Annotated in this window: 18 protein-coding genes and 1 pseudogene; 6 read left to right on the top strand and 13 right to left on the bottom strand. The window is 64.7% G+C overall.

The annotated features are described in order from the left end of the window. Positions 1-97 precede the first annotated feature (97 nt). Positions 98-1213, top strand: a pseudogene (locus BMX36_RS20815) (efflux RND transporter permease subunit); the annotation flags it as partial. After that, the gene (locus BMX36_RS20810; protein ID WP_017980774.1) at positions 1213-1539 is read left to right on the top strand and encodes a copper-binding protein; all 327 of its coding nucleotides are present in this window, start codon (positions 1213-1215) and stop codon (positions 1537-1539) included. The pseudogene BMX36_RS20815 and the gene BMX36_RS20810, both read left to right, overlap by 1 nt. Before the next feature lie 21 nt (positions 1540-1560). On the opposite strand, the gene BMX36_RS20805 is transcribed toward BMX36_RS20810, so the two are convergent. Next, positions 1561-2328: a glutaredoxin family protein gene (locus BMX36_RS20805; protein ID WP_017980773.1), complete on the bottom strand. Its 768-nt coding sequence runs from the start codon at positions 2326-2328 to the stop codon at positions 1561-1563. Positions 2329-2391: 63 nt separating this feature from the next. Between BMX36_RS20805 and BMX36_RS20800 the strand changes: the two genes are divergently transcribed. Then, positions 2392-2805, top strand: a complete 414-nt coding sequence (locus tag BMX36_RS20800) for a MerR family DNA-binding protein (RefSeq protein WP_018251207.1) — start codon at positions 2392-2394, stop codon at positions 2803-2805. Positions 2806-2845: 40 nt separating this feature from the next. On the opposite strand, the gene BMX36_RS20795 is transcribed toward BMX36_RS20800, so the two are convergent. From BMX36_RS20795 to BMX36_RS20740, 12 genes are all read right to left on the bottom strand, one after another. After that, entirely contained in the window at positions 2846-3298 is a 453-nt protein-coding gene (locus BMX36_RS20795) for a hypothetical protein (protein WP_093068445.1), read from the bottom strand. A gap of 159 nt (positions 3299-3457) precedes the next feature. Beyond that, positions 3458-4414: a c-type cytochrome gene (locus BMX36_RS20790; protein ID WP_018251203.1), complete on the bottom strand. Its 957-nt coding sequence runs from the start codon at positions 4412-4414 to the stop codon at positions 3458-3460. Then, the gene (locus BMX36_RS20785; RefSeq protein WP_018251202.1) at positions 4411-5298 is read right to left on the bottom strand and encodes an MBL fold metallo-hydrolase; all 888 of its coding nucleotides are present in this window, start codon (positions 5296-5298) and stop codon (positions 4411-4413) included. The genes BMX36_RS20790 and BMX36_RS20785 overlap by 4 nt, the downstream gene beginning before the upstream one ends. A gap of 21 nt (positions 5299-5319) precedes the next feature. Then, positions 5320-5961: a DsbA family protein gene (locus BMX36_RS20780; RefSeq protein WP_026189135.1), complete on the bottom strand. Its 642-nt coding sequence runs from the start codon at positions 5959-5961 to the stop codon at positions 5320-5322. 2 nt (positions 5962-5963) lie between these two features. Further along, complete coding sequence (locus BMX36_RS20775) at positions 5964-6590, bottom strand: DsbA family protein (RefSeq protein WP_056432835.1); 627 nt, start codon at positions 6588-6590, stop codon at positions 5964-5966. After that, positions 6587-7396, bottom strand: coding sequence for a TlpA family protein disulfide reductase (locus tag BMX36_RS20770; protein ID WP_018251199.1), 810 nt, complete (start codon positions 7394-7396; stop codon positions 6587-6589). The genes BMX36_RS20775 and BMX36_RS20770 overlap by 4 nt, the downstream gene beginning before the upstream one ends. Further along, positions 7396-8178: a sulfite exporter TauE/SafE family protein gene (locus BMX36_RS20765; RefSeq protein WP_018251198.1), complete on the bottom strand. Its 783-nt coding sequence runs from the start codon at positions 8176-8178 to the stop codon at positions 7396-7398. The genes BMX36_RS20770 and BMX36_RS20765 overlap by 1 nt, the downstream gene beginning before the upstream one ends. Then, positions 8175-9407, bottom strand: a complete 1233-nt coding sequence (locus tag BMX36_RS20760; protein WP_018251197.1) for an NAD(P)/FAD-dependent oxidoreductase — start codon at positions 9405-9407, stop codon at positions 8175-8177. Before BMX36_RS20760 ends, BMX36_RS20765 begins: the two co-directional genes overlap by 4 nt. Further along, complete coding sequence (locus tag BMX36_RS20755) at positions 9404-9838, bottom strand: protein tyrosine phosphatase family protein (RefSeq protein ID WP_018251196.1); 435 nt, start codon at positions 9836-9838, stop codon at positions 9404-9406. Before BMX36_RS20755 ends, BMX36_RS20760 begins: the two co-directional genes overlap by 4 nt. Before the next feature lie 18 nt (positions 9839-9856). Further along, positions 9857-10282: a DUF6691 family protein gene (locus tag BMX36_RS20750; RefSeq protein WP_018251195.1), complete on the bottom strand. Its 426-nt coding sequence runs from the start codon at positions 10280-10282 to the stop codon at positions 9857-9859. After that, positions 10282-10698, bottom strand: coding sequence for a YeeE/YedE family protein (locus tag BMX36_RS20745; protein WP_018251194.1), 417 nt, complete (start codon positions 10696-10698; stop codon positions 10282-10284). Before BMX36_RS20745 ends, BMX36_RS20750 begins: the two co-directional genes overlap by 1 nt. 20 nt (positions 10699-10718) lie before the next feature. Beyond that, complete coding sequence (locus tag BMX36_RS20740) at positions 10719-11636, bottom strand: MBL fold metallo-hydrolase (protein WP_272695613.1); 918 nt, start codon at positions 11634-11636, stop codon at positions 10719-10721. An 84-nt stretch (positions 11637-11720) separates the two neighbouring features. On the opposite strand from BMX36_RS20740, the gene BMX36_RS20735 reads away from it, so the two are divergent. The 3 genes from BMX36_RS20735 to BMX36_RS20725 all read left to right on the top strand — a co-directional run bounded on the left by BMX36_RS20735 (position 11721) and on the right by BMX36_RS20725 (position 13325). Then, positions 11721-12344, top strand: a complete 624-nt coding sequence (locus tag BMX36_RS20735; protein ID WP_018251192.1) for a peroxiredoxin — start codon at positions 11721-11723, stop codon at positions 12342-12344. Continuing rightward, on the top strand, positions 12341-12751 hold the full coding sequence (locus BMX36_RS20730; protein WP_018251191.1) for an ArsR/SmtB family transcription factor: 411 nt from the start codon (positions 12341-12343) through the stop codon (positions 12749-12751). Before BMX36_RS20735 ends, BMX36_RS20730 begins: the two co-directional genes overlap by 4 nt. A 70-nt stretch (positions 12752-12821) precedes the next feature. After that, on the top strand, positions 12822-13325 hold the full coding sequence (locus tag BMX36_RS20725) for a DsrE family protein (protein ID WP_018251190.1): 504 nt from the start codon (positions 12822-12824) through the stop codon (positions 13323-13325). Positions 13326-13518 lie beyond the last annotated feature (193 nt).

Raw genomic sequence — 13518 nt, 5'->3', positions numbered from 1 at the left:
ACCGCCAAGCGAACAGCCTAGACCACCGGGATGAGGGGTCCCTTTTCGACGCCGATCACCCCGCTACCGGGGTCCTTTTTCCACGCCGATCCACACGACCGGCATCAAGAGTCCCATCGGGGTGAAAGTGTCGGGGTCCAACCTCTCCGAGCTGGACCGCATCGCCGGCAGCATCGAACGTGTCGCCAGGACCGTGCCGGGCGTCAGCTCGGCATTGGCAGAACGGTTGACCGGAGGCCGCTATGTCGATGTCGATATCGATCGGGTGACCGCGGGGCGCTACGGTCTCAACATCGCCGATGTGCAGGAGATTGTGTCCGGCGCGATCGGCGGCGAGACGATCGGCCAGACGGTGGAGGGCCTTGCCCGCTACCCGATCAGCGTCCGCTACCCCCGCGAGCTGCGTGACAGTCTGGAGGGACTGCGAACTCTCCCAATCGTCACCGCATCGGGTCAGCAGATCACACTCGGCACCGTCGCATCCGTGTCGATCGCGGAAGGTCCACCGATGCTCAAGACGGAAAATGGTCGACTCTCGACATGGGTCTATGTCGACGTGCGCGGGCGCGACCTGGCCTCCACGGTCGCCGATCTGCGCCGTGCTGTTGGCAAAGATGTTCGGCTCAGCCCCGGCGTCTCGATCGCCTATTCCGGACAATTCGAGTATCTGCAGCGTGCCGAGGCTCGGTTGATGCTCGTCGTGCCGGCGACACTCGCGATCATCTTCCTTCTCCTCTACCTTACCTTCGGTCGCCTCGACGAGGCGGCGCTTATCATGGGCACACTGCCCTTCGCGCTGACCGGCGGCATCTGGACATTATGGCTGCTCGGCTATGCGCAATCGGTCGCCACAGGTGTCGGGTTCATCGCGCTCGCCGGCGTGTCGGCGGAGTTCGGCGTCGTCATGCTGATCTACCTGAAACACGCATTGGCCGAGCGCGGGCCGTCACCGTCGGGCGAGCAAGTATCGGAAGCGATCAGGGAGGGCGCGCTGTTGCGGGTACGTCCCAAGGCGATGACCGTCGCTGTCATCGTCGCCGGGCTGTTCCCCGTGCTGATCGGGCATGGCGCCGGATCGGAGGTGATGAGCCGGATCGCCGCGCCGATGATCGGTGGAATGCTGACCGCCCCTTTCCTCTCCATGTTCATCCTGCCAGCCGCCTACTTGCTCTTGCGGCGGCGAGCTTCAACCCGCCCCGAAAGGAAGATCTGATGAAAGCCACTTTCTCCATGCGCGCCGCATTCATGCTACTAGTCACGCCGATCGCAGCGAGCGCTCTTGCTCAAGGCAGCAGGCCGGCTGCATCGGCTGTAAAATCCGGCAGCGGATCGGGGACGATCACTGCCGTCGACGCGAAAGGTGGAACCGTAACCATCAAGCACGGCCCGATCCCGACGATCGGCTGGCCCGCAATGACGATGACCTTCCGGGCATCCCCCCCGACCCTGCTCAAGGGACTGCGGTCGGGGCAGCGGGTCGCATTCACCGCCAAGGCGAAGGGTATGACGGCAGAAGTTACGGCGATCAGCCCGCATTGACGACGCGTGCCGACCTTCGCGTCAGTGCGCCATCGCCAGCACGGGCGGCGCAGCGATCATCCACAGCGCCATCGCGACCATCATCAGGTTTTCGGTGAGCGAGATGAAGCCGAGCGGCACGTTGCTGTCCCCGCCCACGCACGCGCATTTCAGCTCACGCTTGTCGATGTAGACGGCCTTGAACACCGACACCGCGCCGATCGTACCGATAACGAGCGCGACGGGCACCGACAGCCAGGTCAACGCGCCGGCTGCCATCAGGACGCCCGCCGCTCCTTCCGCGTAGGGATAGACATAGGAATAGGGCACCCAGCGCTTCGCGAGCAGATCGTAGTTGAGGAACATGCTCGAGAAGCTCTCGACGTTCTGGAGCTTGAGCATCGCCAGAGCGCACATCGAGAACGCGATGAACCATTCACCCGCCCGCACCGTGAAGGGCGTGCCGAGTACCGCATAGCTGGCGGCGAGCGCCATCAGCGCCGTCATCGCGAACACGGCAATCACCGGGCGATAGGTGACGGCCTTGGGGTCGCGGACCATCTTGCCGAAGAAGCGGCGCAGATCGTCATAGCCGCCGACCCGCTCCCCGGCGATAAAGATCTGCGGGGTCGTCTTGACGCCGTGCTTCGCCTTGAAAGCGTCGGTTTCTTCCCGCGTCATCAGCCAATGGTCATCGACCGCATAGCCTTCCCGGCGCAGAAGATCCTTCGCCTTCAGCCCGAAAGGGCAGGTATGTTCCGGCATCACCATCCGGTAGATCGTCGCCTGTTTGGCGGGGGCGCTCGCCATGCCGCTTCTCCAATATCCTCGCCCCGCCTATATAGGGTCCGTACCATAGTACGGAGTCAAGGCATGACCGGCATGACGATCGCGGCGCTCGCGCGCGAGGGCGGCGTCGGCGTCGAAACGGTGCGCTACTATCAGCGTCGCGGTTTGCTGGACGAGCCAGACCGGCCGACCGGGGCTGGCGCCGGAGGCGGCATCCGGCGCTACGGCACCGATGACGCCCGCCGCCTTCGCTTCATCCGCTCGGCGCAGGCAGCCGGTTTCACGCTCGAGCAGATCGGTGAGCTTCTGGCGCTGGATGCGACCGACGATCGCGCGCGTGCGCGCCAGCTCGCCCATGAGCAGATGGCGGCGCTGGATGCGAAGATCGCCGAGCTTGAACAGGCGCGTGCTTCGCTGCGTCGGCTTGCCAGCGAGTGCGGCTCGGGATCGGCAGGGCCGTGCCCAATCCTGACAGCGTTCGATTCACCGACTGAGTGATCTTTGATTAGCTCCCAGGCGGTCAGCAGGAGATTTCGGATCAGGCAAATAGATCGCCGATCGCACGCATACGGAAGGCGTTGATCCACCGACGTCGGCGATGCTCGCTGGCGTCGTGGCGCATGTGGCACCGCTGGCAGAGTGCAGCGAGGTTGCGTGGTCGGTTATCGCTCGGATCATGGTTCAGATGCGCGCTAGCAAGAACCACGCGCGTGATCCGCACTTGTGAAGGTGGATCAATGCCGACGAAGCCAGGTTGCGCGCATAAGAGGGCGTCGGGCGGCGGCAGGCGGCGAACGCACCTGCCCTGCCCGTTGCGCCACCTGCTTATGTCCTCATCCCACCAAACACCATCGCCCAGATGCAGCACATGACGACCATGCGGGCGCTGACAATGTTCGCAGCGTCCTTTGGCGCGGCCAAACCGGATGAAGGCAGATAGTTCACGCCAGTCAATCGGGTAGAGCCAGCGATGTTCACGCGCGATTGACATAACAATTCTATGATTCAGTATCGTGGAGAACGAAAGCAGAAAACAGCAGTGACTCAACTTATCCATTACGGCTAGGTCACTAAGCGATTAGCTGACTTGGCTACTCAAGGAATGGTGTCAAAACCGTTCGGTTGTGACACTGGTTAGGAAGCCGAGCGATCAGCTGCCAAGCATTTTTCCGTCAATCTCCTGACCATAATAGTCCCCTTTGGGGTGAAACTGCTTACGTGCGCTCTCGACAGTCCCGGTCTGCCGCGGATCGCGGGGTCGCTCGCGACTATCGACATAGGCGGCGACATCCCACGCCTGCTGATCCGTCAGCGTGTTGCCCTCACCATAAGGCATGTTGGCCTTGATGAACCCGGCAGCCGACGCCAGCCCGGTCATGCCCGCACCCCAATTGTAGGAGCGCGCTCCCCACAGCGGCGGGATAGTATAGCTGCCGTCCGGGTTCGCCTGCCCTTGGCCGTTCGCACCGTGGCATGATGCGCACTGGCCGGCGAACACAATCGCGCCGCGAACCGGATCGTGCCCGATCGGGGTTGTGGCGAGCTTTATGAACCCGCGACCGGGCAGCGGCTTGCCGGATGGCGCGCCGGTCGCGAGCCAGGCGAAATAGCTCTGGAGATCGCGGTAGATATCGTCGCCATAGGGCGGCGGGGCGCCGGCTTTCGAGGCGGGCGCGTTCATCGAGTAGAGGAAGCAGTCGCGGATGCGATCCTCCATCGTGTTCACCCGGCCGTTCTTCGCGCGATAAGCTGGGTAGCTGACCCAGGCCGCCCACATCGGGGACGCATCGGCCTTCCGCCCGGCATCGAGGTGACAGTTGCTGCACGTCAGGCCGTTGCCGACGTACTGGCCGGCATGAGCCGCGCTCGCGGTGAAGATCAGTCGACCGCGCCGGATCGCGTCGCCGTCCGGCCCGGCGGGGATGGTGCTTTCCGCCGGTGGCGAAAAGGCGGCGTCCGCTGCTACCTCGACGGGTGCCTGCACGGGCGCGTCAGACTGCCCTACCTTGTAGGTGACGACGAGGACGAGCAGCGCGGCGGTAATGGCGAAGATGATACGCTGGGCATCGCCATCATCACCGGGCGTTGGCGGCGTTGGTTCGGTCATTTGCCCGCGCCGAAGTGGTTGAGCGGCACCTTGAGGAACGCTGTGCCGCACGCCTCCGGCTCCGGCAGGCGACCGCCGCGGATGTTCACCTGGAGCGCGGCAAGCATCAGGTCCGGCAGCGGCAGGGTTGCGTCGCGCTTCTCGCGGGTGGCGACGAACTCGGCCTCACCGATGCCGTTGTGCACATGGATGTTGTCACGACGCTGGTCCGCCACGGTCGATCGTCCAAAGACTTCGCGCCCGTCCTTGCCGTAGTCGTGGCCGACATAGGTCGCGGTGCTGGGCGGCAGTTCGAGGATCGCCCGGATCGAGCGCCACAGCGCGCGCGCGTTGCCGCCTGGAAAGTCAGCCCGACTGGTGCCGCTGTCGGGCACCATCAGCGTGTCGTGGACGAACGCCGCGTCGCCGACGACGTAGGTGATCGAGGCGAGCGTGTGGCCGGGCGACAGCATGACGTGCGCGTCGAGCGAGCCGATCCTGAACTGCTCGCCATCGGCGAACAGGCGATCCCACTGGCTACCATCGACGGGCAGGTCGGGCAGGCAGTAGATGTCCTGCCAGAGCTTCTGCACCTCCACGACCTTGGTGCCGATCGCGGTTTTGCCCCCTGTCTTTTCCGCGAGATACGGCGCGGCCGAGAAGTGATCGGCATGGGGATGGGTATCGAGCACCCATTCCACAGTAAGTCCCTTGGCGCGGACATATTCGAGGATCATATCGGCATTGTCGGTTGCGGTCGCACCGGCACGGGGATCGAAGTCGAGGACCGGATCGATAATCGCGGCGGTCTTCGTGGCTTCGTCGACCACGACATACTGGAAGCTGCCGGTGCGCTCGTCATGGAGCGACGCAACCGTCATGCCCTTGTGATTATACTCGATCATGTTTCGTATCCTCTCGCATCGTCAGCTTTCTTCCCGCGCACGCGCGAACAGCCGTTGGAAATCGCTGGCGTCGATCGCGCCCATCACCAGCATGGGACCGGCAAGATAACCCGGGGTGCCCGCCAGTCCGATCGAATAGGCTTCCTGTCCGTTCGCCCGCAGGCGGGCTGCGACAGCGTCCGCGTGGGCGGCAAGCCAGGTCATCGCGCGCAGCCAATCGCCGCCAGCGCGCATCACGACGTCCCGCAACACGTCGTCGTCGATCGTGCGGCTGTCCGTCATCAACGCACGATGGACGGTCGGGTAAACTCCCTGTTCGGCGCACGCGAGCGCCACGCTTGCGGCACGTTCGGATGGCGGACCGAAGATGGGCCAATCCTTGTAGATGACCCGCACCTTGCCGTCGCGTTGCACAGCCTCTTCCAGGGCGGAAAATCCATGACGGCAGGCCGGGCAACGATAGTCGGTGAACACGGCAAGCCGGAGCGTAGCATCGGCAGGTCCGTCCTCGGGCGAGCCGTTACCGGCAAGGATCAGGTCGGCGGTCGGCCCGACGTCGCGCCCGATCGGGGCGGTACGCCGTAGAACCTGCCCGACTGCCCAACCACCCACGACCACCGCGCCCAAGCCGGCAAGCTGTCTCCGATTGAGCGGCCCGGGCATGGTCAGCGCGCCGCTGGTTTTTTGCGCGCTTCCGCGACGAGACGACGCAACGTCGGGAGATCGACAGCACCGGCGACGACCTGCGAGCCGACGATCAGCGCTGGTGTTCCGTTGAAACCGATCGCCTGGGCGATGCTATCGGTGCGCGTAAGCAGCGCGTCGATTTCGGCGCCACGGTTCTTCAAATCGCGTTGCAGACGGGGCCAGTCGACCTTGGCTTTGGCAGCCGCTGCCTTGACGCCCGCGCTGTCGAGCCGCGCCGGCGAGGTCATCAGGGCCTCGTGAAAGGCGGCATGCCTGCCCTGCCATTGGCTCGCGACAGCCGCGCGTGACGCCTCACGCGAGGCAGGTCCGAAGATCGGCCAGTCCCGGTACACGACCCGTACCTTCGGGTCGGAGCGAAGCAGGGCGTTCAGCACCGGCTCCATGCGACGGCAATAGGGGCAGTTATAGTCGAAAAACTCGACAACCGTGACGTCGTAGGTCCTGCCGGCGCGCTTGGGAGCCACGGGATCGTCAACGACCGCCTTGCGCGACAGATCGGGCTGCTGGGCCATGAGAGGCGTGATCGGCGCGGCGAAGGCAAGCGCGGCCAGGAGGCCCCGAGACAACAGGTTGCGACGATTCATCGGTGTTTCCTTGCTAATTCGATTCCATCGGCGAGCGCAGCGCGTGACAATTCACCGAGCTGGAGCTGTACGATCGTGCCGTCGCCCGCAACGAAGGCCGTTGCGGGATACCCCGCCACCTTCAGGGCTTGAGAAAGGCCACGATCGGGGTCGAGCGCGACATGGCGCGCTCCGATATTTTCACGGCCGAGAAAACCGCTGACGATCGCTTGCGCCTCGCCCTGATCGGCAAGAAGGATCGGGACCTCGCCAGGGCGCGACGCAACCGCATCGAGCATCGGCAGCTCACGCCGACACGGACCGCACCATGTCGCCCACAGGTTGACCACGAAGGGCCTGCCACGGAAGCGATCGAGTGGAAGCGGCGCGCCGGACGGGGTTGTCAGGTTGAGATGATAGGGGAACGGGCCGTAGGTCACGGGAGGGATCAGCGCCTGAAGCGAGAACCAGAGGCCACCCGCAACAGCCAACGCTCCCCAGCCTGCCGCCAGCGCGCTTGAGCGGCCAAGCCGGATCGCCAGCATCGCCGCAGCGCCCAGAAGCCCTGCAACGGGGGAAAAGCCACCCTGCCACACGGCAAGGATGGACAGCGGAGCGCCGGTGTAGCTCGACCAATGCGCTGCGACGTAACCGATCCGTGCCGTGACCAGTCCAGCGACGATGGCGCTGGTGGAGACCGTCGATACGCGAGGGAAGCGGAACCGACCGGCCAGTGTCGTGAGGCCAAGGAACACGACGATGCACAGCACGGCAAGCCCGCGATCGACGGCCAGCATCAGCGGCCCGATGGCAATCGCACCCGCCATCAGAGAAACGCGGCCGCGCTTTTCCAGAGCATGTAGGCCGCCACCACGAAGATCAGGACGGCGAAGACCGTGGTGAGCGTGCCGCCCGTACCGAGGCGCTTCGCGATGCGCGTGCCGATCAAGCCGCCGACAACTCCACCGGCGATGAACACGAAAGCCAGCGGCCAGTCCACCAGACCCGAAAATGCGTAATTGGCGGCCGTCGTCAGCCCGAACGCGGTGACGGCGATCAATGACGTGCCGACGGCGTTCAGGATCGGCATGCCCGTCGATCCGATCAGGCCGGGGACGATCAGAAAGCCCCCGCCGATGCCGAAGAAGCCCGAGAACAGACCGGTGCCGAGGCCGTAGCCCAGCACCTTCGGCGCCTTTTCCCGGTTGCACTCCGCCCCCGGGTTGCCCGTGTCACCGCGCCCGCGCAGCATCAGGACGCCGACGACGACCATGACCAGTGCGAACAGGAACAGGAGCTTGCCGCCGTCGACGGCCTTGCCCGCGGTAGAGCCGAACAGGGCGCCGATGACGCCGGCGGTCGCATACATGCCGCCACAGCGCCATTTGACGTTATGCGCCCTTGCATGGCCGATCAGCCCCGTGGCGGCGTTAGCCGCGACGGCGAACGCGCTCGTGCCGATGGCGAGATGGGCGTCGGGCACGCGCACCAGATAGACCATGAGTGGGACGGCGAGGATCGAGCCGCCCCCGCCGACAAGCCCGAGGGTAAAGCCCACCAGGCTGCCGGATAACGCACCCAGCAGATACTGGATCGGTTCGAGGGTCATGCCGCTTTGCCGATCTTATGCGGAGCCGCCATCCATTCATGGCCTTTCAGCATGCCTTGCCAGTAAATCGGGGGCAGCATCCGCTCCTTCAGGAACCAGGCAGCGCGCGTCGGGCGCGTGCCGTTCAGCAGCCACGACGGAAAGCTGGGGAGCAGTTTTCCACCATAGCCGAACTCGGCGAGGACGATCTTGCCGCGCTCGACGGTGAGCGGGCACGACCCATAGCCGTCATAGTCGACAACAGGAGGCTTGCCTTCGAGTGCGGCGAGCGCGTTGACCGCCACCACGGGTGCCTGCTTGCGGGCTGCCGCAGCCGTCTTCGCATTGCTCGTCCCCGCAGCATCGCCCAAGGCAAAGACGTTGTCGTATCGCTTGTGGCGCAGCGTCGCCTCATCGACCTCGACGAAGCCGTTTGCCGCCGCGAGCGAACTTTTGGCAACGACGTCATGCGACACCTGCGGCGGCACGACGTGGAGCATGTCGAACCCGCGCTCGATCCGCTCGCTGACACCGTTCTGCTTGCGCTCGAAGGTGGCAATACGCCGATCGGCGTCGACCGCGACGAGGTTGGATTCGAGCTTGAGGTTGATCCTATACTTCTCGACATATTCCATCAGCGCAGGGACATAGGTCGCGACGCCGAACAGCGCCGCACCGGCGTTGTGAAATTCGACGTCGATCGCGGGGAGAACACCGCGTTCGCGCCAGATGTCGCAGGACAGGTACATCGCCTTTTGAGGCGCGCCGGCGCACTTGATCGGCATCGGCGGTTGCGAGAACAGCGCGCGTCCCCGCTGCAATTCCTGGACAAGCTGGTAGGTGTAGGGCGCCAGATCGTAGCGGTAGTTGGACGTGACCCCGTTGCGGCCCAACGCTTCGGTAAGCCCCGCGATCTTCTCCCACGCCAAACGCAGGCCGGGGGCGACGATCAGGACACGATAGGCGATCGTATCCCCGTCGCCCAGGGTGATCGCCTGACGCTCGGGGTCGATGGTGATCGCCGGCAGCCGGATCCATTCGACGCCCTTGGGCATGACATCGGCTTCGGCCTTGCGGGTCTGTTCGGGGGTGAAAACGCCTGCCCCGACTAACGTCCAACCGGGCTGGTAATAATGGTCCCGGGCCGCATCGACGACCGCGATCGACACCTTGGCGTTACGTTTCAGGATGCTGGCGGCGGTTGCGATGCCCGCAGCTCCGCCTCCGATGATGACGATGTCGTAGGTCATTTGCCGGTTCTTTCGGACCGGCGAGCGAGCGCCGGCTTCAGATCGGCCAGGTCGTACCCGGCTGCCTTGGCCTGACCGACGATCGTTTCGGGATCGGCATGACTCGCCTCCGCCAGCGCCCATAGGGTAGCCGCCCGCGTGCCGCTTCGGCAGAAGCCGAGCGTCGGTCCCGGCAGCGCAGTCAGCGCTTCCTTCATCCGGTCCGCATCGGCATCGGTCGCCTTGCCCGGCACGATCGGGACATGGGCGAACGCAAGGCCGTGTTCTTCGGCGATCCGGGCCATCTCGTGTGCGCTCGGCTGTCCCTGCTCCTCGCCATTTGGCCGGCTCGAAACGATCGAGCGAAACCCCGCCTGTGCGGCGGCAGCGACATCATCCCGGGTGAGCTGGGGAGCAGCCGAGAAGGACGGTGTGATCTTCTTGAAGGCCATGTAATGTCTCCTGTCCGGTCACGCCGAACGGCGTGGGATGAGTGCGAAGCGGTGGATGGCTGCGCCGAGCGCCATTGCAGCGGTGAAGAGCAGCGCGGGGGCAGGCTGGATCGCGAGCGCGGCGATGGCGGGGCCGGGGCACAGGCCGACAAGGCCCCAGCCTATGCCGAACAGGGCGGCACCGCCGAGGAGGCGCGCGTCGATCGGCGACGTGGCCGGCGTATGGAATTGCTCCGCGACGATCGGCGTAGAGCGTCCACGCACGATGAGCCAGGCTATCGCCATCGGCAGGATCGCTCCCGCCATGACGAATGCCAGGGTCGGGTCCCAGGCACCGGCGACGTCGAGAAACGCCCGTACCCGCGCAGGATCGATCATGCCGGACACGGCGAGGCCGGCGCCGAACAGCGTGCCGCTGACGAGCGAAAGAAGGCTCTGGCGCATCACGATACCACTCCCGCGAGACGCATGAGGGTCACGGTGGCGATGCCGGTCGCCATGAACGTGCCGGTCGCGACGATGGACCGCGGCGACAGGCGCGACAGGCCGCAGACGCCGTGACCGCTGGTGCACCCCGCGCCGAGCCGCGTCCCGATCCCGACGATCAGCCCGGCGACGGCGATCAGCCCGAGCGACGTCGGGAAGCGAGCTTCCACATTCACATTGGCTGCGGTCAGCGCCGCGCCCAGGGGCAGCCCCGCCGTGAAAAGCAAGGCCATCATCCAAGGCGCTCCCCCTTCAGAGAGAGCGAGGACACGCGCGAACATGCCGCTGACCCCGGCGATGCGGCCGTTGCCCAGCAACATGATCGCCGCAGCGAACCCGATCATCAGGCCGCCGATGAAGCCGGCAAGCGGCATGGCATGGGGAAATCCGGGCATCACAGCGTATCCAGTGGAATCTTGAGGTAGCGGGTGCCGTTGACTTCCGGCTCCGGCAGATGGCCGCCGCGCATATTGACCTGCACCGATGGCAGGATGAGCTTGGGCATCGACAAGGTGGCGTCCCGACTGGTGCGCATCGCGACGAAGTTGTCTTCGTCCACCCCCTCATGAACGTGGACGTTGCCGACGCGCTGCGCGCCCACGGTCGTCTCCCAGACATACCGGTCGCGCCCCGCAGCCTTGTAGTCGTGGCACAGGAACAGCCGCGTCTCGTCGGGCAACTGCATCAGTCGACGGATCGAGCGGAATAGCTGGCGCGCATCACCACCGGGGAAGTCTGCGCGTGCGGTGCCGTAGTCCGGCATGAACAGGGTATCGCCGGTGAAGACTGCGTCGCCGATGACATAGGCCATATCGGCGGGGGTGTGCCCCGGCACATGCAGCGCGATGGCCTCGATGTCGCCGATCGTAAAACGGTCGCCATCGTCGAACAGGTGGTCGAACTCGGAGCCGTCCCGTTCGAAGTCGGTGCCGGCGTTGAAAATCTTGCCGAAGACGTTCTGCACGCGAATGATGTCGCGGCCGATCGCGAGCTGACCGCCCAGCGCCTTTTGCAGATAGGGCGCCGCAGACAGGTGGTCGGCATGAGCATGGGTTTCGAGCAGCCAGTCGACCGAAAGGCCGTGCTCCCGCACATAAGCGATTACCGCATCCGCCGACGCCGTATTGGTGCGACCGGCCGCAGCGTCGAAGTTCAGGACACTGTCAACGATCGCCGCCTTTCGCGTGGCGGGGTCCCAGACGACGTAGGTCGCGGTGTTGGTCGGCTCGTCGAAGAACGAGTGAACGACCGGCGCTACCGCCGCCTTCGCACGTTCAATCTGCGCAACTGCCTCATTCAACGCCGATTCCACGATCGCCTCCAATTATTGATTTCATGGTTTATGTAGTTGTGTAATCCGCTTGCGTCAACGGGCTGCCCGTGCCATCTGAAAAGCATGGAAACGATGGATGCAGACGTACCGCGCTCGTTGCGCATCGGGGACGCGGCCCCGAATTTCACCGCCCGCACGACGCAGGGCGCGATGTCGCTCGATCAGTATCGTGGTCGTTGGGTCGTGTTCTTTTCGCACCCGGCTGATTTCACGCCGGTCTGCACCAGCGAGTTCGTGGCCCTGGCGAAGGCCGCACCGCAATTCGAGGAGCTCGACTGCGCCTTGCTCGGGCTGTCGGTTGACAGCCTGTATTCGCATGTCGCCTGGTTGCGCGCGATCAAGGATGTCTTCGGTGTAGAGGTGCCGTTCCCGGTCGTGGAAGACCCGTCGATGGCGGTGGGTTACGCCTATGGCATGCTTGACGAACAGGCCGGCGACGCCTCGGCCGTGCGCGCGACCTATTTCATCGATCCTGAGGGCATCATCCGTGCGCTCAACTGGTATCCGATGAACGTCGGGCGATCGGTCGACGAGATGCTCCGCACGGTGAGGGCATTGCAGCGATCGGCCGATGGGCAGGCCTATACGCCGGCCGACTGGCAGCCGGGTGACGACGTCCTGCTCCCGCCCGCCTTGCCGTGCAGCGCCGGTGCCGACTGGTTTCATCAGTTGAAGGCCGATCGATGACGGCGATCCATCAATCCCGCGCGATCGCCGATGCGGCGGTCGAAAAGCTGCGCGTGTTCGCTCAACCCCAGCGCCTCATGATCCTGTCCTATCTGCTGGGCGGTGAGCGGCAGGTTGCGGACATAGAGGCTGCGACCGGCGTGACCCAGCCGGCCCTCAGCCAGCAGCTTGCCGAGCTGCGCCGCGCCGAGCTGGTGAAGACGAGACGCGAGGCAAAGCAGGTCCATTACCGGCTCGCCGATGACGCAGCCGCAATGTGCGTGCGCACGCTCGAGGCGATATTCGGCGCCGATGATCTAGCCGTGCATGAGGCAGCGCCCGCTTCCCGACCGTCGCGAGCGCGCGGGGCGTCGGCTGCCACGCGGCCGCAAAATATAGGCGCAGCCGTATTTGCGAGGGTCGGATAATCATTCCGGTTTCGAAAGGACAAACCAGATGCGGCTTCCCGCTATCGCAGTTGCAGGATGCTTGGCCGTCATGAGCAGTGCCGGGTCAGCAGGCGTCACCGCGCAACAACCCGTGATTGCCGGCTATGGCAGGATCACGCCGGTAGAAGGCGCGGTTGAGCGGCCGGACCACTCGCTGCGATATCGTGTGCTGTTCAGTGTGACGAAGGCGGCGTCATCTCCCGACAAGGTCAATCCCTCGCTGGAGAAGGTCGCACGCTTCCTGAACCTGCTCGGGGCGGACGGCGTGCGGCCGGCACAGGGAGATGTGATCGTGATCGTCCACGGGCCGGCGACACCGATTATTGCCGATGATGAGGCATATGCGACGAAAACCGGTGCCACGACGAACCCCAATCTTGCCTTGATAGCGGCGCTAAGGCGGGCAGGCGTGTCCGTTCGAGTGTGCAGCCAGGCTTTAGTCGGGAATGGGATCGCTCCGGTCACGGTCGATAAGGCTATCGAAGTCGATGTCTCGGCTCTCACCACAATGGCGACATTGCAGATACGTGGTTGGGCGCTGATCCCTGACTGATCGTACCGAACTTCCTGTTTTATCATTCCAGTCCGTAACGCGGCCGGTGTCACAACCGTCCGGTTGTGACACCTGCGTAGCACCCCAGCTTTTCCGCGTGTAAACGCTCGCGCTAAATGGCGGCGTTCTGATCGCGCTATTTGTCAGTTGCCGGGTCCGATGACGAGGCAATCGCGCGCGGCCTGAACGATGT

Source organism: Sphingomonas sp. OV641, assembly GCF_900109205.1.
In the GTDB taxonomy this organism is placed as follows: domain Bacteria; phylum Pseudomonadota; class Alphaproteobacteria; order Sphingomonadales; family Sphingomonadaceae; genus Sphingomonas.
This window is presented reverse-complemented; position numbering and strand designations above follow the sequence as displayed.